The sequence below is a fragment of the Pseudoalteromonas sp. EB27 genome (assembly GCF_001974875.1).
Taxonomy (GTDB): Bacteria; Pseudomonadota; Gammaproteobacteria; order Enterobacterales; family Alteromonadaceae; genus Pseudoalteromonas.
In genome coordinates this window covers 44,763-69,311 of the sequence record NZ_MTQD01000020.1, presented here as the reverse complement: position 1 = coordinate 69,311, position 24,549 = coordinate 44,763, and the positions used below count along the sequence as shown (strand labels likewise).

Genomic DNA, 24,549 nt, shown 5'->3' with positions numbered 1-24,549 from the left:
CCTAGTGGGCTAAGTAAAAACCGAGCAACAAAGAGTAAATTGCCCCTAGGCAGAACCCTACGGGCAGCGCATGTTTGGCATTTATGCTACGTTATCGCCTATTTGTGGGGAATAACCACACTACATAGGCTCTGCCTTGCCTAAAAACCAAACATACTGCTGCAAATTCAACCACCAAAGAACAACACGCCCTAATAAGGGCTTTTTTTATGCTGGGCAATATTGTTTTAAAAACTCATGATGTGGCGGTAATTGGCTAACGCGCTGTTCTATTTGCTGTTTAATACCGTGTAAAAAACGGGTGAGTTCTTCATCGCTCATCATGCTGGCTATTAAGTGATGCTGATTAGGCTCAATACCTTGACCAAGCATTACTTGCACCCACGAGTCGACTCTAAAAATGTCGCCATCGTCTAAAAATACACGGCCGGTTTGTTTAAACAAATCAATTTTATGTTGAAGTGTTTTTGGCACCTCCATCGCGCTACAGTGTTGCCAAAACTCACTGTCATCGCGATTAGTTACTTTGTAGTGCAGCACAATAAAGTCGCGAATATTTTCTATTTCACTTTTAAGCTGTTTGTTGTATTCGTCAATGGCGTGATTGGTAATGCCATTAAACGGAAATAAACGCATAAAGCGAATAATACCCGACATAATTAAGTGAATGCTGGTGGACTCAAGTGGCTCTACAAAACCGCTAGCAAGGCCAAGTGCTAAGCAGTTTTTGTTCCAGCCTTTTAAGCGCCGGCCTGTTTTAAATTTAATAGTACGCGGCTCTGTAAGCGCCTCACCTTCAATGTTATTTAATAGTAGCGCTTTGGCTTGTTCGTCATCCATATATTGGCTGCAGTATACTAATCCGTTACCTACACGGTTTTGCAGCGGTATACGCCATTGCCAGCCGCTTTTGTGGGCAATAGATCGGGTAAGTGGCAATACGGTATCGCTGGTGGATTTTGTTTGCACGGCAATGGCGCTGTTACACGGTAATAAGTGCGACCAGTCTTCGTAGCCAGTATGCAATGCTTGCTCTATTAATAAGCCTCTAAAGCCGGTGCAATCAATAAAAAAGTCGCCATTAATATACTCGCCACTATTTAAAGTTAATGACTCTATATGGCCTGTTTTAGTGTTTTTTACTACTTTTTGTATTTTGCCTTCAATACGTTTTACACCTAACGGCTCTGAAAATTCACGTAAAAACTGCGCGTAACGCGTGGCATCCATATGGTAGGCATAGTTAATGGGGTTTTGCTGATTAAACGCAAATTTACCGGCTTTAGCCGCTTGCAGCTCGTAGCAGTAATCGCCAAATGGGTTGTTTATTCCAAGTGCTTTACCTTGCAGCCAAAAGTGATGAAATTCACCCGCCCAACATTCTTTGCCTGTTGCGCCAAATGAGTGAATATAATGCGTGTTTTCATCGCCCCAGTTTTCAAAGCTAATACCGAGTTTAAAACTGGCTTGAGTGGCTTTCATAAATGCTTGCTCGTTTATACCCAGCAATTTATGAAATGTACGAATAGGCGGAATTGTTGCTTCGCCAACGCCCACAGTGCCAATATCGTCAGATTCAACAAGGGTTATGTTTATATTGTTGCCAACTAATTTAGCAAGTGCTGCTGCAGCCATCCAACCTGCAGTGCCGCCCCCAGCAATTACTACGTTTTTAACAGCGTTTGTTTTAGTCATTATGTGGCTGCCCATTATTTGATAAAAGATGATTTAAAAGCGCGCGATTACTTGGCAGTCCATTTAAGTACTGCGCTATTTTTTCGCGGTTTTGCTGATAATAGTAATCCCCAGCACGTGGGTCGTTAAATGTATTTTGTGCAGATACAGTTTGCGTATTAAAGCCCATGCCATATAAAACGTATTGGTAACTGCTTGATGAAAACACTTCTTCGTTTTCAATAAAATCAAAGCGGCTAGGGGGTTGAAATTGCCAAAGTTTAAGTAAGTTTTGCAGGCGCTCGGGCGCGGTATTTAAATTACTAATATCTTGCCAATAAGGAGTGTCGTCGCGCTCGCTTAGCACATAATGAAGCTTTAAAAATTCAACAACGCGCTGCCAACGGGTGCTAAAACGATCATTAAAACGCGTTTCAAGCTGGCTCATGTGTGTGCGGTTTTGCGGGAGTTGTTCGCTTATCATGCTAATTGAAAGCTCAACCATGGCAAGTGCTGACGCTTCAAGTGGCTCTAAAAAGCCAGCTGACATACCCACGGCAACACAGTTTTTAATCCAAAATTTTTGCCTGTAGCCGGGGCTGAATTTTAATACGCGGTAGTTAAGTTGCTCAGCTTGTTGCTCACTGGTACTTTTAGCTATGTAGCTTTTTAGAGTATTTGTTGCGCTTTCATCACTTTGATATTTACTACTAAATACATAACCTGTGCCACGGCGCGTTGGTAGGGCTATATCCCAAATCCAACCGTTACTTTGCGCAGTAGATAGCGTAGCAGAGGCAATTGGCTGATTGGTGTGTGCATTAGGTATTTGCGCTGCAACAGCGCTGTTATTAAATAAAATATGATCTTGCGCTATAAACTCGCTATTAAAATGCTCACCAATTAAACGAGCGCGAGAGCCTGAGCAATCTATAAATAAATCACCTGTTATATCGCCATTATTATTTGTCTTTATTGCGGCAATATAGCCATGCTCGTCGTTAATAACCTCGGTTACATCGTCAGTAATATGTGTAACGTTTAGGTTTTTAACGCAGTGATTTTTTAAAAAATCAGCAAATTTACCCGCATCTAAATGATAACCATAGTTGGTGACTGCTGCGTATTCGGGTGTTTGTAATTGCTTTGGCGCAAGGGCTGCTTGGCATACAAAGCTTTGCATATTAACAATGTCGGCAAATTTTTGATTAGGTGCAATGCGTTGCCAGCTGGCGTGTAAATTGGTTTGCTCATAGCCTTGTGGATTCATAAAAGGGTGATAGTAGTTTTCTCCCTCGCTGAGGTTGCGCCAATTTATAAATTTAGAACCTTGCTTAAACGACGCGTCGCACTGGGTTATAAAATCAATTTCTTTAATACCAATACGTTGCAGCGTGTTACGCATTGATGGCCACGTACCTTCGCCCACGCCCAATATAGGCACATTTGCCGACTCCACTAACGTTACACTAAGGTGCGGGTGTTCGGCGGCTAATAAACCTGCACTTAGCCAACCGGCAGTGCCACCACCTAAAACGACTATTTTTGTTATTGATTTGGTCATGAGTTAACACCCTAAAATTGATAACAATTAAACTAGCATTAATACTGTTTTAAATACAAAAAAGCCGCTAGTAAAAACTAACGGCTTTACTTTGTATTACCTTTAGAAGTTGTAACGCATACCAATATTGTAACGTGCGCCTAGCTGTTGTAGGTTCCACAATTGAACTGAAGTACGGCCATGTTCGCGGCTGTTTTGCTCAGTTATGTTAAGGCCTTCAACAAAAAACGAGAGTTGCTCGCTGTAGTTGTACGCAACATTAAAGTCGATTTGATAATATTCTTCAGTAAAGCCTGGCTCATTAACGTATCGAGCTGCGCTATTTAAAAACTTATCACGCCAGTTGTAAGCAATACGCGCTTGAAAATCATCGTTTTCGTACATTGCAATAAAGTTAGCTGTATCGCTTAAACCCACTAGTGCAAATTGTGTTGTAGTAGGGTCTGCGTTTACATCAAAGTCTATGTCGCCGTTAACTGTGGTGTAGTTTGCTTGCACACCAAAACCGCTTTCACCAAAAAAGTGCTGAAAGGCAATTTCAAAACCATCAATGGTGGCATTTTTATTGTTGGTAGGTACTTGTGCTGTAAATTCTAGTAATGGGTCATCGCTGTTAGCAATTACATCGTAAGCGGCTTCAAACTCTTCGTAGGTCATAGAGTCAAAATCAACGTTGTTTTCTGTTGCGGCAACCATTTGAAATAAGTTTGAATCGGTTAGGGCAAGTCCGCGAGATTCTAGTTCAGCAATCGCAGCTTGTGCGCGAGGGCCTGCTGTTGCATCGCGTAATCCGTAGTAGTTTTGCGTCATTGGTGTCAAACCAATAAAGTTTTCGATGTCTTTAGTGTAATAACCTACCGACACATAACTTGTTTCTGCAAAGTACCACTCAGCCGATACATCAATATTGTCTGATTCAAGCGGCACTAAGCCAGGGTTACCCGTTGACGCTGTAGCCGGTGAAGAACCCGCTAAAAGAGTAGGGGCACCCGGTACACCAACAGTCGCTGCTGAACTTAAGTTGTCGTAAGTTGGGCGAGCAATTGTAGTGCTATAAGAAAACCGCGCTTTTACGTTTTCGATTACTTCAATGTCAAAGTCAAAGCTTGGTAAAAAGTGATCGTAGCTAGATTTAAGGGTGAAATCTTCTTTATCTGAGCCAAAACGAACGTTAAAGTCGTTATTACCTTCCCACGCGACTGCGTTAGGTAAGTCGATATTAGCCGTTGAGGTAATGTCGGTAGACTCTTGGCGCGCTCCAATAACAATGTTGTATGGCATATCGCCAATGTAGCCGTTGTAAGTAAATTGCACAAACGCTGCGGTTATATCTTCTTCAATGGTGCGGTTAGTTGCAAATGCGCCATCGGCTGCAAAGTTAAATCCGTATTCTTCACCTGCCCAGTAACCAATTTGCGATGCGCTGCCGGTATAACCTTGGTTGTACGAACCCGATGTATCGTAGTCGTCAAACTCAGCTAAAAAGTTTGTTGGGTTTAGGTAGCCATCAGGTAGTTCGCCTGGGTTTTCTATACCCCAGTTACCCATAGTATTACGTGTAAGTGATTGCAGTGAATGGCTTTCCATAGAGCGAGACTCTATACCAAAGTCAATTGCACCGTTTTCAATTTCGTATTTACCATGGATTCTAAATTCTGTGATTTCAGACTCTTGGCGAGCAAAGTTAGAATCTAAAATAGACGTACCCACATCAGAGGCATCTAACGTGTTATTACAATTTAGGTTGTCTCGGCGACAATCATCAAAATCGATACTCATTGATGGCAGTTCGCGGCTAAAATCAACTTCTTGTGCGTTAACTACGTTTGCGCCTAAGCCTGCGTTTACCCAGCTGCCGTATGGTGCATCTGGTTTGCTAGTGGCTTTTGAATTGTGCGCATCAAACATAAAGCTCAACTCAGAGTTAAAGTAGTACTCAACGTTTAAACCAATAGAGTCGTTTTGGTTAACTTGGTTTAGCTCTTGAAACGCTAAGCCTAAATCGCGTGTTTGCTGATCGCGACGTTCTTCTCGGTAATAAATAGGGGTTTTTACTGTGTTATCGTCAAACGTTAGCGCGCTTTTGTAGTTATCCATCCATATTGATTGCTCAGCACGGGCTTCGAATAAATCTTGCTTAGAATATGTGTAATCAAGCGTGGCTGTTAAATCGTCAATTGGGCTGTATTGCAGCGTTAATTGTGCGTTTGTACGCGTACGTTCTCTGTCGGCAATGGTGTAGCGCAAATCTGATGGCATTGAATAAAGCTGACCAACAGCGGGTGCATTAGTTAAAACAATATCGTCTGCAGCTTGTGGGATTGTGCCGTCAAAAGCTGATGTATTCCATTGATTTACAAACGCACCTGTTGATGAGCTATCGCGCTGTTGCATGCTTGCAGTTAACGAGGCACCAAATTTAGCTTCACTGTCGGTCCAGCTAATTAAGCCCGAAAGCTCTGGTGTTATGTCATCACCAACGCGGTTTGTTGAATCGTGTAATGCTTTTACGCCAATGCTTGAAACAAAGCCTGGGTTATCAAGTGGGCGAGCGGTATTAATATTAATTGTTGCGCCAATACCACCTGATGCAATGCTTGCTTTACCCGTTTTATATACTTCAACCGATTTAACGCTATCAGACGCTAAGTTTGCAAAATCAAAAGCACGAGAACTGGGTGTACCGCCGCCTGAAGGCAATGAAGCTGCCGGCATAGTACGTCCGTTTAGGGTTACCATATTGTAGTCGGGGCCAAAACCGCGAACTGTTACTTTAGAGCCTTCACCATTTGAGCGATCAATCGACACACCCGTAATACGCTGTAGCGACTCTGCTAAGTTGGTATCTGGGAATTTACCAATATCTTCAGCTGATATAGCATCTACAACGCCTGCGGCGTCGCGTTTTAAACGAGTCGACTCTTTAATACTACTTTTAAAACCAGTAACTTGAATTACTTCAACATCTGTATTTGCTTCTTGTGCATATACAGGTAAAGAGATTGATGCGCCTAAAATCAGAGATAGGCTGGTTGCTATCTTTGTTTTTCTTACAATATGGTTAGACATTCGGTTTCCCTCGCGCTTTTATCATTATTATTAACAGCTTGTATGGGGCTGTTATTGTGTAGTTGTAAACATTGTCAAATGTATGGAAGCGCTTCCAGAAAAACATATTTAATTTAGCTTTGTGGAAGCGCTTCCAGAAATGCTAGTTTAAATTTTAAATAGGGTCAACTATTGTTTTAATAAAATGAGACTAAATTGTTTTCAAAATGTGTGTTTTTTAGATTTAAATCATAAATTACAGTTGGTTATGGAAAGCCATTCAAAAACAGTGCTGTAACAACATTTTATTATAAGAAACTCGATTACTGATTCATTTAGTTATTTAGACACTTTATGGTGTTTCAACATCAGCTTTTACTACAGGCTAAAATTAATAGGTAGAGCGTTGGTGACTAAACCTAGGCACCTAAAACAGAGGGTGTCTCATTTTATAAATTGGTCATTAAAAAATCAGAGGTTGTTTAAAAAATCGTTAATTAAATCACTAAAAAGTAACGTAGTTTTTGCAGAAAATGGTTTAAAAATAAACTTATAAAGTATTACGCATAAGAGTGTTGCGGGTCACTAGTTTTATCGCTATTTTAAAGGCTCTCTAATAGATGGATTTTATTATGCGCATTAAATTTTTAGCGAGCTTTTATTCTTTCTTCTTGTTTGCACTGTTTGGTTGTGACGACCAAAGTATGGCAATGCAAGATAGCCCTCAGCTAAATAATAATGCAAGTAACTTACCCACTAATAACAAAGTAAACACACCTCCTGTAGTTCAAAAAAACGAACCCGCTTTAGTCGTCGGTATGCTAGCTACGCACTGTAAAAGTAATGAAGCAGCCTACATTAACGCAAAAATGCATAAAGTTGTGCGCAACCCAGATGAAAATACAGCTTACAAGTTAGAGCCTACCGAGAAGGTACTTTCTGTTTGTGTTGCAAAAGATGACTCATCGCTTAGTTATCGATTTGGTCGTATTAATGACATAGGGCTTGAAAAAGAAGCTTCACCAGATGCACCATTTGGTAGTTACTACAGGCAAATAGGGCGTATTGGCCAGAGTATTTTATTTTTTAGTAACGGCGAATATCATTATTATATTATTAACTCAGGCGGCATGGGTAGCGGTGTAACCGTTAATGTTTATAAAAACGATACATTAATTTCGGAGCTGTTTTCGGGTAATGATCCATACGATGATTTTGTTATAGCAACCGATTTAAATTTCCCTAAAAAATTGGTTATCGAAAAACAGCCATTTAATAAGCAAATGCAGTAAATAATGACTCCACAGCAGCAAAACGTTATAGAGCAAGGGCATTGGTTTAAAAACCGTAGCGCTTATTTAAAAAGCTTTTTATTAACGCAGGGCAAAACGCTCTCACTAAAGGCTCAGCAATCATTATTTTTGCGAGGTGATAAGCACGATGGAATTTATGCCGTACTTAGCGGCGTGGTGCGTATTAGTGGCGTAAGTAACGAAGGCAAAGAAGCTGTATTGAGCTTTATTGATTCATCACTGTGGTTTGGCGAAGTTACCTTGTTTGATGGTGGCCTGCGCACTCATGATGTATATGCACAAACTGATGTTGTGCTTTTTTACGTGCCCCAACGCGAGCTTGAACAGCTATTAAACGAACAGCCACAATATTGGCAAGAGTTTGGTTTATTGCTGGCACAAAAGTTACGCCTAATGTTTACCTCAATGGAAGATCACGCATTACTAAGCGCTGAGCAAAAAGTATGCAATCGACTTTTAATGCTTAGCGAACATACAGAGCACTTAACACCGCTTGTTTTATCTCAGCAGCAACTTGCTGATATGACCTACCTAACGCGCCAAACTATTAATCAAATACTGCAACAGCTTGTTAGCCTACAAGCCATTAGTTTGGGGTATCAACGCATAACTGTTTTAGATAAACAAAAGTTACAGGCGCGTGCTACACAAGCTTAAATAGAGACTTTTTTATTTAGTTGGAACCAAAATTGCTACAGATAATGTAACGCAACAATGGATTTGAGCTAATGACTACAATAACCTTTAAAAATCAATATAGTAACTATAACTCTCCTGCATTAAATAAAGCGGCAGGACTAAGCGAAGTTGCGGCAACTAATACCCTCCCTAACGAAAAAACAAATGATGTTAAAGGCATTACCTCAGCTCCTAAAGAACCAACGTTTTTAGAAAGTGCTCAAGAAGCGCTGGTTTATCAGCGCTTAGGTGTAAACAAAAACAAAATAGACGAGCTAGAAGCGACAATAGAAGAACTCACTAAAGAGCTACAAGGAGAGGGCGCAGACCCTGACGCAATTGCTGATAAAATAGAGGAACTTCAAAAAATGCTTGAGCAAGAGTATCAAAAAGGGCGCGAGCGAACGGATATGAAAGGTGAGCATGAGCCGGGTAAAATAATTTCTGCATTTGTTTAATTTACAAAATGTCGGATACCTGACATTGTTGTTGTGTCTACTTTTGCTAAAGTAAGTTTTATAGATAAAAATAGAGGCAAAACAATGAAAACACTGCAACAGCAACTTGGTAAATATGGTTTATATCATCGTTCTAAACGTAATGTAATAACGCATTTTTTTGGTATTCCGCTCATTGTATTTGCAGCCTTGTGTTTACTAGCGCGCATTCAAATACCCCTTGGTAGTGTAGTAATTGATGGCGCACAACTTTTTGTATTAGCGTCGGTTGTTTATTATTTTATGCTGAGCTTTTCGCTTGGCTTTATTATGGCTGTGATATTCACTTTACTCCTTGTTGCTGCTCAGCCCATTGCGGCAATGGCGTTTTGGCCTTGGTTGAGTATTGGCGTAGGTGTGTTTGTATTTGGCTGGGTACTGCAGTTTATTGGGCACTATTACGAAGGTAAAAAACCGGCGTTTGTAGATGACCTAATTGGTTTAGTTATTGGCCCTTTGTACGTAACCGTTGAACTACTATTTTTAATGGGCTTTTATAAAATATTAGAAGATGAAGTAAACGCAATAGCTGGCCCTACAAAGGCGTAAAATACTTTACTAAGTACCTTTATAAAACCTAATAAATAACAATAAAAGGGCAGATAACGCATGCAATATAATAATAAAACCGTGTGGATCACCGGCGCATCGTCAGGTATTGGTAAAGAGCTTGCTATACAATTTGCCGAGCTTGGAGCGCGCGTTATTTTATCGGCGCGCAATGTAGATAAACTAAACGATTTAAAAGCAACGCTTAAAGGTGAAGGGCACTTAGTTGTGCCGCTGGACTTAGCCCAGCCAGAACACGTACTGAGCACAATAACAGCAAAAATGAACGAGCTTCCTACAATAGATATTTTAATTAATAACGGCGGGGTATCGCAGCGCAGTTTATTTTTAGAAAACGACTTTAACGTGTATCGCCAATTAATGGAGGTTAATTACTTTGGCTTAATTGCACTTACTAAAGCCGTACTACCTACTATGGTGGCAAGGCGCAGTGGCTCAATTGTGTCTATTAGTAGTGTGGCGGGTAAAGTAGGTTCAAAATTTAGAACGGGTTATTCGGGTTCTAAATATGCGGTTGTTGGTTTTATGGATTGCCTACGTGCAGAAGTAGCACAACATAACATTCATTGTTTAACAATTTGCCCAGGTTCTATTAAAACAGCAATTGCGCATAACTCATTAAACGAGCAAGGCATAGCGCAAAATAAACCAGAAGAGTCGATAGAAAATGGCATGGATGTAAGCGTAGCAGCTTCAAAAATGATTCGTGCCATTAGTAATAAAAAAGACGAAGTGATTATTGGCAAAGGTTTAAGTGGTTGGGCGCCTACAATTAAGCGCTTTTTTCCTACTTTGTTTAATCGCATTACCGCAAAAACAAACTATAGGTAGCGTCGTTTATTTCAAAGGCGTAAAATGCCGTAAATTTGATCAATTTAGAAAAGGATTCTAAATGAAGTATTTATGGCTGAGCCTGTTTTTTATTGTATTAATTTGGTCTGGTATTAACCCAAAAGATCAATTTACATGGCTGCTTGAAGTTATCCCCGCAATTATTGGTTTAGTGCTGCTAGCAAGTACCTATAGCCACTTTAAACTTACCCCTATTTTATATACATTTATTTTAGCGCATTGCATAGTGCTGATGATTGGCGGGCATTACACCTACGCCGAAGTTCCTTTTTTCGATAATCTATTTGGTAGCGAGCGTAATAACTACGACAAAGTAGGGCACTTTTTTCAAGGGTTTGTACCTGCACTACTAGCACGCGAAATTTTACTGCGCAAAAAAGTAGTAAATGGTCGAGGCTGGTTAATCACCTTTGTTATTTCGGTATGTTTAGCATTTAGCGCGTTTTACGAATTAATAGAATGGTGGGTTGCAGTATTAAGCGGCGAAAACGCAGAAGCGTTTTTAGGCACGCAAGGTTACGTGTGGGATACCCAATCAGATATGGGACTGGCGTTATTTGGGGCTATTTGCTCGTTGTTAATGCTTTCAAAAGTACACGACAAACAGCTTAAAAACGTTAAAGATTATTTATAGGCTATAGGGACGTTAAAGACTATATAGAAACGCTTATAAAATATTAATAAAAGACTATTAACTTATGACTGCAAACACTAGTGATTACTCAATCAGCACAGACAAAAGCAAACTTAACTTTAATGTTATTTATAACTTTATTGCTAATAGCTATTGGGCCAAAGGCATTCCTAAAAGCGTGATGCAATCAGCTATTGATAACTCAATGTGCTTTGGTGTTTACAGCGCTCATAACGAACAAGTTGGCTTTGCCCGAGTAGTGACCGATAAAGCAACCTTTGCCTATTTAGCCGATGTATTTATTGCCCCGCACTTGCAAGGTAATGGGCTGAGTAAGTTACTTATTAGAACAATAGTAGAGCACCCTGAGCTGCAAGGGCTCAGGCGCTTTTTATTAGCGACTTCTGATGCGCATGGTCTTTATGCACAATACGGGTTTAAATCAATAGACAACCCCGCACTACTAATGCAAATAAGTCCTGAGAATGTGTATGGTAAAAACAATCGTGATACCTATTAAATGGGGGAAGAGTAAATTCCGTCTAATGTTCTTGTTAGCTGTGCATTACACCCAAACATCATCTTCTGCTGTAAGTTCGCTACCTGAATCACCAGTATTAACAACACCTTTAGGTTCAACTATCATGATTTTACATTCTGAAGTTGCTATAGGTTTATGTTCAATGCCTTTAGGGATTACAAACATTTCACCTGATTCTAATGTAACGACTCCATCGCGAAATTCAATGTTAAGGCACCCTTCAATTACAATGAAAACTTCGTCAGTATCCGGGTGATCATGCCATACAAATTCACCTTCTACTTTGACCAATTTAAACTGATAGTCATTCATTTCTGCAATTATACGAGGAGACCAATGATCTGTAAACTTAGTAAACTTTTCTTTAAAATTGATTGCATTATGTTTCATGAAAAATTCTCTATAGCTAGTACTGCTAGCGCCCGTATAAAATGCGGATAATACTTGGCTAAAATTAGCGAAGAATGAGCGTCAGCCAAGCGTTTGACGTCATTTTTGATGCGCTTATTAAGTTACCTATTTAGACGGTATAAGCCACATTCATTAGCCCATTTTTCAATTTTTTCTGCGTGTTTAGGATTACGTAAATAGAAAACATTAGTGTCGTCCCAGCTTTCAAAATATACAGCCTCCAACTCAGGCAGCATCACTTTATAAAAATGACTACTATCTACATTATGTGGAGCGCACATTAGGTAAGCTTCTTTAGCAGCGTCCGAGGTGAATTTGCGAAACTGTGGTTTAGCTGAACTCCAACGACCTTTAAATGTAAAGTTTAGAACCTCAGTGTTGTCGATTAATTTTTTCGCAAATTTAACGAATTTTGCATCTCTACTTTGTTGCTCCTCATCAGCAACATCAGATAAGTATTTAATTGAGTCTTCTACTCCCAACCAACGATCGAAAACCGAAACCGCCATGTAAGTATATGCATCTGTATCTTCTACAGCATACAACTTATCTAGATCTGGATACTTTTCTCGCAAGTCTATTTGAGATTTTATATCCAATGCCAGAAATTTACGCATATCTTCCTTGGTAACTTAACGAGCCTGTAGATTAACTCGTTTTTAAATTTTTTTATTGATAAATAAACCATAGCTGAGTTCCTATTTTGGTTCAATTGATTACTGTATTTTTACGTAGAATATTGAAGTGTTTGATATTGTTTTAATTAGCGTTTTGGAAGGGGGGACGGGTGTTTGAGTGGCTTTTATTTAGGGTAAAATGGCTTATCCTTCTTAATGCATCGTGTTTTACAGCTTTTCTATATTATGAACAAGGCAATACAGTTGCCGCAGCGTGAAGTAAGGCATTCACTTTCATTTGACCCCGTAAGGTCAATTTATTCATACCTTTGTTCACTGTAATGTTCCGCTTTTTATTTAAAGGAAAGTCGGTTCAAGGTAATTAGGATGGGTGCCATCCTAATTTTTTTGATGGCGTAGACCACGCACCAAAGTACGCAGTTTAATAAAACTGGGGGGCAGTGTACGACTCGTTATAGCCTGTGGTATCACCAGTAAAGGGCCTTGTCGAAGCTCAAAAACAAAAGGAATTAACATTGCGCTAGGCAATGACTATTTAGCATCACAAGGTTTAGTGTCATTGAGAGATATTTGGATCGGTATTCATTACAGGAGATGAACTGCCCATTGCAGACCCGCATGATGGGTGGCGTGGGGGCTGGAGGTTAGAGACCTCCGGCTCCCTGATTATGGCCAAATTAACTTGTGATATGGTATTTGATTATGGCCACTGCTAGTCCCGCCAATGTTATTAATACGAAATGAAGATTGAACATTCGTTAATACAAAGCTTTTATTTTCACCTTGTTTGTATGGAAAATCGATATTAAAAGATTTTTTACTTTCTACAATAGATAATACATATCTACTGTATTCATCAGGAAAAAAATGAGGTTTATATTTCTCAGCTACAGAAATTAACGAAAGACTTTCAGATAAAGTTAACAGGTCATCATTTTTCAATTTCATTTCTTTAAATAAAGTAGAGTTCAGTTTATCAAGCATATAAAAGACAAACCCTACAGTAGACTTAATAAAGTGATTATACGAAAATGCAGTACTGGACCCCTCATATACTTCATGAATATCTGAGTCAGAACCGTTTAAATTGTTTTTACCTATAATATTTGAAAAGTAGAACCCTGATATTGGATTGTCTTTATTACCGACCAAAGTTACAAAATCAACTTTTAATGAATCATGCTTGATTTTATTTGATATTATTCGAATGGTTTTATGATATCTATCAACCGCACCTTTAAAGTTAGAATATTTATCTTTGCAGTTTTCTTTGCACCATAAGATTGCATTGTTATTATCATTGCTAATAGTTTCATTTACGGCTTTCATTACAAGGAAAGATATGTCGTAGAGTTCATCTAAAGACTGTACATAATCAAATATTCTTTTTTCAACAGATCCATCGTGGTCAAATATTGTATCATTTTCATTACTTTCAAATGCTTCATCCAAAGCATTTAAAGCTGTTACTATCTTTTTTAATTTAATCTCAAGAGATTCTACTGGGTGTCTTATTTTATGTTTAATATCTGTAATTTTAATATTACTTAAGTTAGTGTGTAGCGAAATCCCGCCGTTCTTTAAAACCTTTACCATTAACACTAAACCTCGATTTTGGTCATAACGAGCCTGTAGATTAACTCGTTTTTTATTTCTTTTTATTGATAAATAAACCATAGCTGAGTTCCTATTTTGATTCAATCGATTACTGTATTTTATGCAGAATATAAAGTGGGAATTTGGTGTTGTTTTAATTGGCGTTTTGGACGGGATTACGGGTGTTTGAGTGGCTTTTATTTAGGGTAAAAGGGCTTAACCTTCTTAATGCATCGTGTTTTGCAGCTTTTCTATATTATGAACAAGGCAATACAGTTGCCGCAGCGTGAAGTAAGGCATTCACTTTCATTTGACCCCGTAAGGTCAATTTATTCATACCTTTGTTCACTGTAATGTTCCGCTTTTTATTTAAAGGAAAGTCGGTTCAAGGTAATTAGGATGGGTGCCATCCTAATTTTTTTGTTCTTCATGGTTGACATCTGGATCTACAACCCAAATTTCTGTCGCTTCGACAGCTTGAGCAAACACCGCAGATACATGAGATAATATTGGCAACGCTTTTCGTCCTAAAACACTAGGTCGAATAGATGTTGATTCAATTAGGTTCATCCGTACGTTATTACCATGTTTTGATAACTGCCCAAAGCATATCGCACCTAATATCCCACCTTTTTTAACGTCACTTCAAATCTGTTTGGTCTTCTTTGGTAATATGGGTATTCTTTAGCCCAAGACCATGAACTTCTTTTTAAACGACCTTGCTGTTTAGGTAGTTTTTTCCATTTATCAGCGTTTAAAGCATCTAAATACGTAACCCCAAATATTTCGATATCTGGGAATTTTTCCATTGCATTTTCAAAAGCGATCTCTCGAAGAACCTTGTTAGTTTACAATTACGCCAATACTAGTGAAAAAGCAGTTAGCCAAAGTAATTGAAAACCATATGAAATACGCTGATGGATACCAGGATTGCTTTGAGATTTTACAGCTTTAGCCATTGCGAAAAGATAATAAACAGCGGCAACAACAGAAACCAATGAAAAAATACGGAAATATAATGGGATAATTTCAGTCGTTGGACTTATAGCAATTAATATTGGTGCTACAACTAATGAAAGTAACATGATAAAACCTGCCCAAGAATGCACCTTACAATTAAAAGTTGGATTTTTAGTAAATGGATCGGCGTCCATTGGGAAGTAACCAGCAACCCATGTACCAACACCATGAGCTATAACCAACCAACCCGCAGCATTTACTAAGGCTGAAACATCTAAAAGTTGTGCTAGATACCAACCGAAAAAGCAAAATAGAAAACCAAGAGGATAATTATTAATTAAAGGAGACAATTTTTCAGTAGGACTGCCAGTAGCACCTAACTCACTACAAAATTGTTTAGAATGACTGTAACCAGCATAAAATCTACTTGCTACATAAATACCAATAAATATCCAGATTGTTGCTATTAATCCTGAATAGATCGCAATACTCTCAAACACCGCCAAACTCCTTTTGTAATTTTTTCGTTTAATGTTCTTGTATGGATAATAAACCCATAAATTAATTAATACTTTAACCTAGTTCGGGTAATGTGAGGCCCAAGCTTTGGCTGCAACCAAAGCCTTTATACAGTAGTTCGATTGATTGAAGGCTCCTCTATTGAGAGACCGATAACAAGAAAGAACGCTGTATAAACTCCAAGCACTAAACTCGGATAGTCAACGGGGCCTCGAGCCCGAATCGCAAGGCAGAGTCAGCTTATTATGAATACACTCAATAATCAAAATGAAATTAACGTCGGTGTCGATACAGGTAAAACTCAACTCGATATTTACATCCGACCGTTAGATATATATTTCACCGTAGAAAACAGTGACGGCGGCATTAAACACGCTATAAAAACACTAAAAAAGCACCCAATAACGCGTGTTACTATTGAAGCAACTGGGCGCCTCGAACACCCCTTTGTTATGGCGTGTGCTCAAGCGAATATCCCTTTCGTTGTTGCTAACCCCGTTAATATTAAACGTTTCGCAGGCGCTATTGGCCAAAAAGCAAAAACAGATAAACTTGATGCGCAACTCATCGCTCATTTTGGTGAAGCAATAAAGCCACCACTCTCTTCTTTAAAGCCAGAGCAGATGCGCTTGATGAGTGATTTACTTTCTAGAAGAAGGCAGTTAATGGATATGCAAACGATGGAGAAAAATCGTTCACAGATAATGCCAAAAACAATATCATCACTAATAAAACCTATCCTAACGGCATTAAAAAATCAGATTGAAAAAGTAGATTTGAAACTACAAAAACTCATCAAAGAATGTGACGAATATAAGGTCAAGAATGACATTATTCAAAGTGTGCCTGGCGTTGGTAATGTTGTCGCGTTTAACTTACTTAGTGACATGCCTGAGCTTGGGTGTGTAAACAATAAAGAGGCTGCATCACTGGTTGGTGTTGCACCATTTAATCGAGAAAGTGGTGCTTATCAGGGTAAACGGATGATACGAGGTGGACGGCCAAAAATTAGAACCGCAATGTATATGGCAATGATGTCAGCTATTCAATGCAACCCTAAATTTAAAGCTATTTATCATCGGCTAGTCGCGGCAGGGAAACCTAAAAAAGTGGCTATTATTGCCTGTATAAGAAAGCTTATAGTAATCATAAATTCTATGGCGAGGGATGGTATCATGTGGGATCCTAAAATTGTTTGAAATTAGGAATTGACACCATAGTCACTTGTTATATGTTTATTTGCTGGAGTAGTGCTCAATAGAGTTCCTAAGCATATCCTCATACATTTCAATATACTCTGTAATATTAGCTTCGAGGTTGTTTGGGGATGATTTATCAAGAATGTTTTGAGCATTGTAGCAAGCGGTAGCAAATAGCATTGAAGAGCTTGCTTGAGACATTGAAGTCTCAGTTTCAACTTCAATCGCTTTTTCTAAATACCGGCCGACTACTTCTTCAAATTTTTCATCCATACTCTGAACATTCCCTAAACATATAATAGCTTTATCAGAGGACACTTTCCTCTTTTTATGAGCAAAGTATATCCTCTTAGTTATTTTTAATAGTAATAGCAAATCTTGTAACACATTGCCAGTTATAAACTTTCAGGCGGGTTGTTCTTTTAATGATATGCACAAATGAGGAAAACGTCCTCATTTTTTGACTTAGGAGGAAAAACGCCAGTACTGTACGTAAATGCAGCAATTACATATTTAAAATGAAAACCAAAAGCCTTTTTAAATGATTTAACAGCCACTAAAAAACGGCGGCGATAATGCAAGTAACCGCTTTAAGTACACTTGTTTGTGTAAGCATATTATAAAAGGTGATTTTTGGCTGGTGGAAGCTGTAAAAACGAGGTCATGAATTATTTACTAAACGCGTCTTCCTGCTTTTGAAACAGGGGTGACACGTTAAATATACTGATACCAATCGACTTAAATATTTAGCCTTTCTAGCGTGCTAAATAAAGCGTTAGCGGCGTTATAAATTTCTCATGTAGAACAACTACATGTCGAAATTTATGCCTTGTTATCACTCTATTTATCCGTCGCTATAAATGTCTAATAACTTAACACGATTGGTATTATTTAGCTTTTTTTGCCTCTAGAGTTTCTATTTCACTCCAGATCTTTTCGGCTTCGGCGCTTAACATTGCGAAGCTTTTAATGTCGCCTTTTCTTTGTGCCTGCATGCCTTGCTCTAGTTTTACATCGTATTCTTTACGCAGTTTTTTTACGGGATCAGGCTTTAAAAATGAAAACATTAGTATTCTCTTAATTTATTAAATTATATTTAGTTAGTGTACGCATTAATGGGCTTAATAGTTCTTTGTTTGGTGAAAATGTTTACTTTGCGCTTTAAAAGCGCAAAGTAAACACGGTGTAATTTTGCATACTGTGTGCTAGTTCTAGTGTTTACGTTTCTGGCTCCAGGCGTTTAATACCTTGACCATCAATACCTAAATAAATAAAACCATCGTTGCCTTGGGCTAGGCTGCGTACTCTGCCAATTCCATCGAGTATTTTATATTGCTTAGCAACCTTACCCTTTGAGATTTCCAATGCGCTAATAAATGCAAATTTCATTGATGCTAGTAATAGCTTACCTTTAAGCTTTGGGTATTTGTCACTCGTTACGTACAACATATCGGAAGGGGCAATTGAAGGGGTCCAATGTAATACGGGCGATTGCATGCCGTCTTTTTCTTTAAGGTCGGTAAACTTGGTACCGCTGTAGTTAACGCCATAGCTTACTAAAGGCCATCCGTAGTTAGCGCCTTTTTTTATTATATTAAGCTCATCGCCGCCGCGTGGCCCGTGTTCGTGAGACCATAAAGTATTATTTTGATTATCAAACCACATACCTTGTGGATTACGGTGCCCATAAGACCATACCGCATGTTTTGCATTTTTTTGTTCAACAAACGGATTATCACTTGGGATATTACCATTTTCGTGTAAGCGATAAATTTTACCGCCATCACGGGTGAGATCTTGTGGGTTTATATCGCGCGAGCCGCGATCGCCAATTGAAAAATAAACATAACCTTCATCATCAAACACAATACGGCTGCCGTAGTGTTGGCCTTTGGTACTATTATGCTCGCCTTTGTATAGCAATTGCTGATCAGACAACAGCGTATGATCGCTACTTAGCTTGGCGCGCATTAAGGCGGTGTTACTTCCGCTTCCTTTGCCCTCACTACTTGAGTAACTAAAGTACAGCCATTGGTTTTGCTTACTATCGGTGTGTAGTGATAAATCAAGTAATCCACCTTGGCCATTAGCGTCAATGCCTGGCAGCCCAGAGACCTCAGTTAATTTAGTGGTATTTTTAGGTAATAAAAATAACGTTCCACTGCGCTCAGATATTAATAAATCACCATTAGCTAAAGGCTCAATAGCCCAAGGTATAACCACACCTTCTGCAGCTGTTACTGCGTTAACGCTAAGCGCTAAAGTATCGAGCTGTTTATAGTTTTTTACGTAATCGCTTTTTGCATGCGCGGGTGCGTTAGTAGCAAATATAGCAATGGCTAGGCCTGCACTTATTAGTTTAGGGAGTGTGTTATGTGACATTAAATTTATCATTATGGCTTCCAAAATTAATTCAGTCTTTTATAACCTTAACATGGCATAAATAAATTTGTTAAGTGTTGAGTTGAATGAAAAATACACACTTATATATTTATAAAATTACCTCTTCACAGGAAATTGTTTTAGCAATTAGCGCTAATAAAAAATTGAATAATTACTCTATTGGGGTTGAAAACTTAAAATTTGAGCGTACACTTGTGCGCTGAAGTTTGAGCGTACACGTGTAAGTTCAAAATAATTAAGATTTGATAGAGATTTAACCATGATGACACAAGTATTAAACCAATTTTCAAAATGGTTTTTACACCATCAAAGTTTTGCAGGCTACATAGAGCCAATAATGCAGGTGTTTAAACCTGCGTGGCGTGCAGGGCAGTTTAGAGCGCAAGTAGTTAGTACCGCTATGCTTGATGGCGGCTTTTTAAGTGTGCAGCTTAAGCCAAGCAAACAATGGCAGACACATACGTCAGGGCAGCATATAAGTTTAACGCTTGAAATTAATGGGCGATTATTAACACGCGTTTTTACCGTGGCCTCAAGCGCTAAGCAATTTAAAAATACAGGTTTGGTGCGCTTACTAATCAAAACAAATGCGCAAGGGCGCTTTACAGGTTTACTCAGTAGCGCATTAAAAGCGGGTTTATGGTGCAATATTTCTGCGCCAAACGGCGACTTTGTATTTAAAAATACACATACACCGGCTACTTTTGTTGCCGGTGGGTCGGGTATAACACCTATGCTGGCTATGCTTGATGATTACTTAGGCCAGACTACGCAAAAAGTCTCGTTAGTGTATTACGCAAAAGCCACTGAGCACCAATGTGTTGATGAGCTAAGTGAGTTGGCAGCGCAATTTGAGCATTTTTCGTTTTTATTATTAACGCGTGAGCAATCAAGCGATATAACCAGCAATATTAAGCCGTGGGAAAATCCAGATATTTACTGCTGTGGCCCTGCTGAATTTATGCAGACGGTGAGCGATTTTGCTAAAACGCACAAGCTAAATTACTACCAAGAAGCCTTTGGTTTGGCGCTGCCTAGCTTAAACGATGACAGCCAATTTAATGTAAAAATTAACGCCAGTGCCCATGTTGTATCGGGCAACGATGTTTTACTGACTCAGTTTGAAGAAAAAAAGCTACCCGTTAAACGCGGTTGCGGTATTGGTATTTGCCATCAATGCCAATGTATTAAAAAGTCAGGCGTGATACGTAATTTAAAAACAGGTGAATTGAGTGACAACGGCGAGCAATTAATACAACTTTGCGTAAGCCAACCTGTTAGTGATTTGGAGTTACAATTATGAAAAACATTAACTATGACATGCTCGCAAGCGAGCTAGATGCCATTAAAATGGACACCCTTGGCAAAGTAGGCCAACAAGATGCCGACTACATTCGCTCTGTTGTGCGCAAACAGCGAGTGTGTGAATGGAGCGGGCGAATTTTGCTTATGCTTGGTTTTATTCAGCCATTATTATGGGTTGCAGGCGTGTTATTACTAGCGCTGGCTAAAATTTTAGACAATATGGAAATTGGCCACAATGTAATGCATGGTCAATACGATTGGATGAACGACAAGCAACTTAACTCACAGCATTATGAATGGGACATTGCGTGCGATGGACAAAGCTGGCACCGCGTTCATAACTTTGAACACCATACGTATACTAATATTATTGGTAAAGACAGAGACTTTGGTTATGGATTATTACGCCTGAGCGATGATTTTAAGTGGCGTTTTAAAAATGTATGGCAGTTTTTTACGTATATTAATTTAAGTGTGCTATTTCAGTGGGGCGTGTCGTATCACGAGTTGGCTGCAGAGCGTGTTTTTATTGGTAAAAAGAAAGAAAACCGCGAAGGGCTTGTATCGCACTCAACACTAAAGCAACGCTTTTTTAGTAAAGGCGCTCGCCAATTAATTAAAGATTATGCGATATTTCCGTTACTTGCAGGGCCTTTATTTTTATGGGTATTGGCGGGTAACTTGGTAGCTAACTTAATCCGTAATTTATGGACGTCGACCATAATATTTTGTGGTCACTTTACTGAAGAAACCGAAACCTTTAAACAAGAAGACTGCGTAAACGAAACCCAAGGGCAGTGGTATTACCGACAAGTACTGGGCTCGTCTAATATTAAAGGGTCGCATTGGTTTCATGTTTTAACAGGGCATTTGAGCTGCCAAATAGAGCATCACTTATTTCCAGATATGCCGTCTTCGCGCTATCAAGAAGTTGCACCTCAAGTACAAGCTGTTTTGCAAAAACACGGTATTGATTATCACACTGGTGGCTTTTTTAGACAGTATACGTCGGTATTAAAACGTATTATTAAATACTCGTTTAAATAAATTATTTGTTTTAAAAAATCGATCTATGTAACAGCATAGGTCGATTTTTTTGTTTATAGCACCCAATGCGGTTGATTAGTAAACAGCACTTGCAAAAAATTCTCATAGTTAATTAAAAAAGCCTTACTTTAGCTATGGTTAAATAGCGTGTGATTGTCATACAATGGAGGGAAATAGACCACACAAGAGAGATTAAAATGGCCGCATTTGGTACCGTGTTTATGCCGCAGATGATTCAAGCTCGTTTTTCTGATAATAAATGGAGCGAAAGCTCAATTGTTCCTTCCGATAAACTTGAACTTCATGCTGGTGCGCACGTTCTTCATTATTCAAGTACATGTTTTGAAGGCTTAAAAGCCTTTCGCCATGAAGATGGTTCTGTTTATCTTTTTAGAATGGATGCAAACATTGCACGTATGCAACAAAGCTCAGCGCTACTAAGCTTACCGAGTTTTGACAGCGATATGCTAAAAACGATGATTATCGATATTATGCGTGAATATGCAGATGAAACGCCATTACCGCCGGGTTCTATGTATATTCGCCCAACGCACATTGGTACTGAGGCTGCAATTGGTAAAGCCGCAGCGCCATCAATGAGCTCGCTTTTATACACATTACTATCGCCAGTAGGTGATTACTTTGCCGGTGGTGCAACTGCACTACGTGTATTGCTTGAAGAAGATGGCATGCGCTGCGCTCCGCACATGGGTATGGTAAAAAGTGGTGGTAACTACGCCAGTGCACTAGCACCTATTAGCGCTGCACGTATTAAGTATCAAGCCGATCAAATTTTGTTTTGCCCAGGTGGCGACGTACAAGAAACCGGTGCCGCTAACTTTATACTTATTGATGGCAACGAGATTATTACTAAAGCACTCGATAGCACCTTTTTACACGGTGTTACACGCAACAGTATTTTAACCATTGCAAAAGATTTAGGTATGACGGTAAGCGAGCGTAACTTTAGCGTTACTGAGCTACTAGAGCGTGCGGCTAAACCTGGCACTGAAGCTGCGCTTTCGGGCACTGCAGCTGTACTAACTGCTGTGGGTACGTTTATTCATAACGATAAAGAATACAAAGTTGGTACTGGCGAACCAGGCCCAACGACAGCACGCCTTCGCCAAGCATTGAACGATATTCAATGGGGTAAAAGTGAAGACAAGCACGGCTGGTTAACTAAAATCTAATAATAGATTTAATAGCAACTCGCATTAAAAAGCCACCTAATCGGTGGCTTTTGTGTGTTTGGGTACTTTAAGCTGTGCTTATTAAAACTTCATTTCTATTTTACCGTACACGTAACGTCCGTTAAATCCATACGGTGAAAAGCTAGAGTAAGCAAATAAGCGTTTAAGGTTTCGCCTCAACATGCCACTTTTCAGGGCTTGTTGGATGATTTAGTAATGGTCTATATAAACCAAATTGAGCTAAGTAGTTATCTAATGTACCAGCTTTTGCTGCCGTAAGTTTTGCTGAAAGTGTAGCTAAATTACCGCTGTTAAGATCTGAGGCTATCCCATCTAAATGCTTAGACCGACCTGCTCCACATTTACAAGGTTGACCACAAGGCTTTAAGCCTGACGATACCATCGCCTTGCCTGAATTACCTATTCCTGCGGTGGTTTGCAATGATTTTACATGCTTTTCTGTTGCTTTTTGATCGGGTTCAAAACCAACTTTCCATTTTGTACCATCTTTTACAGGAACACTATTTTTAGCTGTCCTCAAAAAATCACTGAATTTTACTGTAGCCCAAATAACTTTTGGATCAGAAAAGTGTGACCATGAGATTGTTCTTTTCCCTATATCAACCTTTGCAGGTTTAGTTGATTTGTACGAATTGTATAAAAACATATGAGCAACGTGGTGTTTTTGCTGCCAATCAACTGTGCGACCAGAATCCTTACCAACGGTAATGCCATAAGTTGCTTTTGCATCATCTAAAAATGCATTAATACGTTGTGAAAAATTTTTTCCTTTTGGATCGAATATACTAGCCATCCTAGCTCCTATTTATTGTTTAAACTAATTAAAATATATTGCTCGTAACTTCAAAGATTCTTTATCAAATCCTAAAATAACTATGTGCTCTACATCGCTTTGCCCACGAAGAAAAACAATAATATCAAGAGATTTCCAATGTTCATCAATACTATTAAATTCTTCGGTAAAATCTGAAATAGTGAACTGTTGCTTTATGGGTTCTTCACCTTCAATTTTAATAGGCTCTAATATTTTAAGTACATCGTTTAGCTCTTTGGCATTACTAGCTAGTAAAGTACTTTTTTCACCTAATACAAAACCGTAACCGTCATCTGCAGTTTCCCATTCTTGCTTAGTAACTATAAAAGGAATTGAGGATGCATCAGCTAATAGAGATAAATTATTTATATTTATTGCATTACGAAGGAGAGTACTTTGCTTTTCTAGTGTTGGTGTATCTGGTTTATCTAAACACCCCGAGATTAAGACTGCAAAAAGAGTGACAAATATAATGTTGACGAATTTACGCATGAAATAAACATTCCTTTGATAGTTGATGAATACCATTTTAAAAAAGAGTCATCAAACAAAAATAACTTGGTTTATCTAAACATAAATTACATTATATTTAAATGTTTTTGAATTTTTAACTGTGTTTATATTTATTAAATTGAATAAATTACCAAGCGTCGTTATTGTTAGGATAAGATTATAAGTGGCAAAGCAATTTTGAAATGGCACCATGGTGTTTAGTTGGTGAGAATAAAAGACATGAAAAGCTATGTAGCACTATAAGAAAGGACAATTACTTTCGGCAACTTTATAAAAATGATTCATCATATCAATCAGTAAAAAGCAATGGAGTGGTTATTGGTACATATGATGGTGGCGGTTATTACTTTTTATTTTCTCAAGAGTCTGAGCGCGTTGGTGAAGTTGGGCTATTTTTGGAATAAAGACGATTAAGCACGCTTCCAAGAATAGGTGAATTTTAATAACGTTGTGTTAATTACAAGTTCATTTGATTTGTTTTAATTATCTTTGGCCACAGCCTGAAATAAGTAAACCAAATAGCCAATAAATTCACGTTAATTAATCGCTTTCAAAACTA

The 24,549-nt window shown here is 38.7% G+C and carries 25 protein-coding genes; 12 read left to right on the top strand and 13 right to left on the bottom strand.

Annotation, left to right across the window (positions count from 1 at the left end; translation table 11 throughout):
• Positions 1 to 207 precede the first annotated feature (207 nt).
• The 3 genes from BW142_RS18975 to BW142_RS18965 all read right to left on the bottom strand — a co-directional run bounded on the left by BW142_RS18975 (position 208) and on the right by BW142_RS18965 (position 6,307).
• Positions 208 to 1,695, bottom strand: a complete 1,488-nt coding sequence (locus BW142_RS18975; RefSeq protein ID WP_076925951.1) for a tryptophan halogenase family protein — start codon at positions 1,693 to 1,695, stop codon at positions 208 to 210.
• A complete protein-coding gene (locus BW142_RS18970; protein ID WP_076925950.1) occupies positions 1,688 to 3,238 on the bottom strand; it encodes a tryptophan halogenase family protein in 1,551 nt (516 codons plus the stop codon). Before BW142_RS18970 ends, BW142_RS18975 begins: the two co-directional genes overlap by 8 nt.
• A gap of 102 nt (positions 3,239 to 3,340) precedes the next feature.
• Positions 3,341 to 6,307, bottom strand: coding sequence for a TonB-dependent receptor (locus BW142_RS18965; RefSeq protein WP_076925949.1), 2,967 nt, complete (start codon positions 6,305 to 6,307; stop codon positions 3,341 to 3,343).
• 611 nt (positions 6,308 to 6,918) lie between these two features.
• Between BW142_RS18965 and BW142_RS18960 the strand changes: the two genes are divergently transcribed.
• From BW142_RS18960 to BW142_RS18930, 7 genes are all read left to right on the top strand, one after another.
• Entirely contained in the window at positions 6,919 to 7,578 is a 660-nt protein-coding gene (locus BW142_RS18960) for a hypothetical protein (RefSeq protein ID WP_253188827.1), read from the top strand.
• Positions 7,579 to 7,581: 3 nt separating this feature from the next.
• Positions 7,582 to 8,256: a Crp/Fnr family transcriptional regulator gene (locus tag BW142_RS18955; protein ID WP_010553509.1), complete on the top strand. Its 675-nt coding sequence runs from the start codon at positions 7,582 to 7,584 to the stop codon at positions 8,254 to 8,256.
• Positions 8,257 to 8,327: 71 nt separating this feature from the next.
• A complete protein-coding gene (locus tag BW142_RS18950; RefSeq protein ID WP_076925947.1) occupies positions 8,328 to 8,735 on the top strand; it encodes a hypothetical protein in 408 nt (135 codons plus the stop codon).
• Between the two features lie 84 nt (positions 8,736 to 8,819).
• Positions 8,820 to 9,323: an Mpo1-like protein gene (locus BW142_RS18945; RefSeq protein WP_076925946.1), complete on the top strand. Its 504-nt coding sequence runs from the start codon at positions 8,820 to 8,822 to the stop codon at positions 9,321 to 9,323.
• A 60-nt stretch (positions 9,324 to 9,383) separates the two neighbouring features.
• The gene (locus tag BW142_RS18940; protein WP_076925944.1) at positions 9,384 to 10,175 is read left to right on the top strand and encodes an SDR family oxidoreductase; all 792 of its coding nucleotides are present in this window, start codon (positions 9,384 to 9,386) and stop codon (positions 10,173 to 10,175) included.
• Positions 10,176 to 10,236: 61 nt separating this feature from the next.
• Complete coding sequence (locus BW142_RS18935; protein ID WP_076925943.1) at positions 10,237 to 10,830, top strand: DUF2238 domain-containing protein; 594 nt, start codon at positions 10,237 to 10,239, stop codon at positions 10,828 to 10,830.
• Positions 10,831 to 10,894: 64 nt separating this feature from the next.
• Positions 10,895 to 11,350 carry a GNAT family N-acetyltransferase gene (locus BW142_RS18930; protein ID WP_076925941.1) on the top strand — a complete coding sequence of 152 codons (456 nt, stop codon included), beginning with the start codon at positions 10,895 to 10,897 and terminating at the stop codon, positions 11,348 to 11,350.
• Positions 11,351 to 11,395: 45 nt separating this feature from the next.
• Here BW142_RS18930 and BW142_RS18925 read toward each other — a convergent pair whose 3' ends face one another.
• The 5 genes from BW142_RS18925 to BW142_RS18900 all read right to left on the bottom strand — a co-directional run bounded on the left by BW142_RS18925 (position 11,396) and on the right by BW142_RS18900 (position 15,476).
• The gene (locus BW142_RS18925) at positions 11,396 to 11,761 is read right to left on the bottom strand and encodes a cupin domain-containing protein (protein ID WP_076925939.1); all 366 of its coding nucleotides are present in this window, start codon (positions 11,759 to 11,761) and stop codon (positions 11,396 to 11,398) included.
• Positions 11,762 to 11,883: 122 nt separating this feature from the next.
• Complete coding sequence (locus BW142_RS18920) at positions 11,884 to 12,399, bottom strand: hypothetical protein (RefSeq protein ID WP_076925938.1); 516 nt, start codon at positions 12,397 to 12,399, stop codon at positions 11,884 to 11,886.
• Positions 12,400 to 13,086: 687 nt separating this feature from the next.
• Positions 13,087 to 14,097: a hypothetical protein gene (locus BW142_RS18910; RefSeq protein ID WP_076925937.1), complete on the bottom strand. Its 1,011-nt coding sequence runs from the start codon at positions 14,095 to 14,097 to the stop codon at positions 13,087 to 13,089.
• 536 nt (positions 14,098 to 14,633) lie between these two features.
• A complete protein-coding gene (locus tag BW142_RS18905; RefSeq protein WP_076925936.1) occupies positions 14,634 to 14,825 on the bottom strand; it encodes a hypothetical protein in 192 nt (63 codons plus the stop codon).
• A gap of 45 nt (positions 14,826 to 14,870) precedes the next feature.
• Positions 14,871 to 15,476 carry a DUF998 domain-containing protein gene (locus BW142_RS18900; protein ID WP_076925935.1) on the bottom strand — a complete coding sequence of 202 codons (606 nt, stop codon included), beginning with the start codon at positions 15,474 to 15,476 and terminating at the stop codon, positions 14,871 to 14,873.
• 264 nt (positions 15,477 to 15,740) lie between these two features.
• Here BW142_RS18900 and BW142_RS18895 point away from each other — a divergent pair, with 264 nt between their 5' ends.
• Complete coding sequence (locus BW142_RS18895; protein ID WP_076925934.1) at positions 15,741 to 16,694, top strand: IS110 family transposase; 954 nt, start codon at positions 15,741 to 15,743, stop codon at positions 16,692 to 16,694.
• 36 nt (positions 16,695 to 16,730) lie between these two features.
• On the opposite strand, the gene BW142_RS18890 is transcribed toward BW142_RS18895, so the two are convergent.
• The 3 genes from BW142_RS18890 to BW142_RS18880 all read right to left on the bottom strand — a co-directional run bounded on the left by BW142_RS18890 (position 16,731) and on the right by BW142_RS18880 (position 19,088).
• Entirely contained in the window at positions 16,731 to 16,967 is a 237-nt protein-coding gene (locus tag BW142_RS18890) for a DUF3144 domain-containing protein (protein ID WP_024600116.1), read from the bottom strand.
• A gap of 614 nt (positions 16,968 to 17,581) precedes the next feature.
• On the bottom strand, positions 17,582 to 17,761 hold the full coding sequence (locus BW142_RS18885; protein WP_007375469.1) for a DUF6435 family protein: 180 nt from the start codon (positions 17,759 to 17,761) through the stop codon (positions 17,582 to 17,584).
• Between the two features lie 151 nt (positions 17,762 to 17,912).
• Positions 17,913 to 19,088, bottom strand: coding sequence for a PQQ-dependent sugar dehydrogenase (locus BW142_RS18880; protein ID WP_076925933.1), 1,176 nt, complete (start codon positions 19,086 to 19,088; stop codon positions 17,913 to 17,915).
• A gap of 268 nt (positions 19,089 to 19,356) precedes the next feature.
• On the opposite strand from BW142_RS18880, the gene BW142_RS18875 reads away from it, so the two are divergent.
• The 3 genes from BW142_RS18875 to BW142_RS18865 all read left to right on the top strand — a co-directional run bounded on the left by BW142_RS18875 (position 19,357) and on the right by BW142_RS18865 (position 22,642).
• Complete coding sequence (locus BW142_RS18875) at positions 19,357 to 20,400, top strand: iron-sulfur cluster-binding domain-containing protein (RefSeq protein ID WP_076925932.1); 1,044 nt, start codon at positions 19,357 to 19,359, stop codon at positions 20,398 to 20,400.
• Positions 20,397 to 21,449 (top strand): acyl-CoA desaturase, encoded by a 1,053-nt coding sequence (locus BW142_RS18870; RefSeq protein ID WP_076925931.1) that lies wholly within the window; start codon positions 20,397 to 20,399, stop codon positions 21,447 to 21,449. The genes BW142_RS18875 and BW142_RS18870 overlap by 4 nt, the downstream gene beginning before the upstream one ends.
• Positions 21,450 to 21,640: 191 nt before the next feature.
• Complete coding sequence (locus tag BW142_RS18865; protein ID WP_272941825.1) at positions 21,641 to 22,642, top strand: branched-chain amino acid aminotransferase; 1,002 nt, start codon at positions 21,641 to 21,643, stop codon at positions 22,640 to 22,642.
• A gap of 163 nt (positions 22,643 to 22,805) precedes the next feature.
• Here BW142_RS18865 and BW142_RS18860 read toward each other — a convergent pair whose 3' ends face one another.
• Both BW142_RS18860 and BW142_RS18855 read right to left on the bottom strand, forming a co-directional pair.
• On the bottom strand, positions 22,806 to 23,456 hold the full coding sequence (locus tag BW142_RS18860; protein WP_076925930.1) for a hypothetical protein: 651 nt from the start codon (positions 23,454 to 23,456) through the stop codon (positions 22,806 to 22,808).
• A gap of 24 nt (positions 23,457 to 23,480) precedes the next feature.
• Complete coding sequence (locus BW142_RS18855; RefSeq protein WP_076925929.1) at positions 23,481 to 23,969, bottom strand: hypothetical protein; 489 nt, start codon at positions 23,967 to 23,969, stop codon at positions 23,481 to 23,483.
• A 203-nt stretch (positions 23,970 to 24,172) separates the two neighbouring features.
• On the opposite strand from BW142_RS18855, the gene BW142_RS18850 reads away from it, so the two are divergent.
• A complete protein-coding gene (locus BW142_RS18850) occupies positions 24,173 to 24,394 on the top strand; it encodes a hypothetical protein (protein WP_076925928.1) in 222 nt (73 codons plus the stop codon).
• Positions 24,395 to 24,549 lie beyond the last annotated feature (155 nt).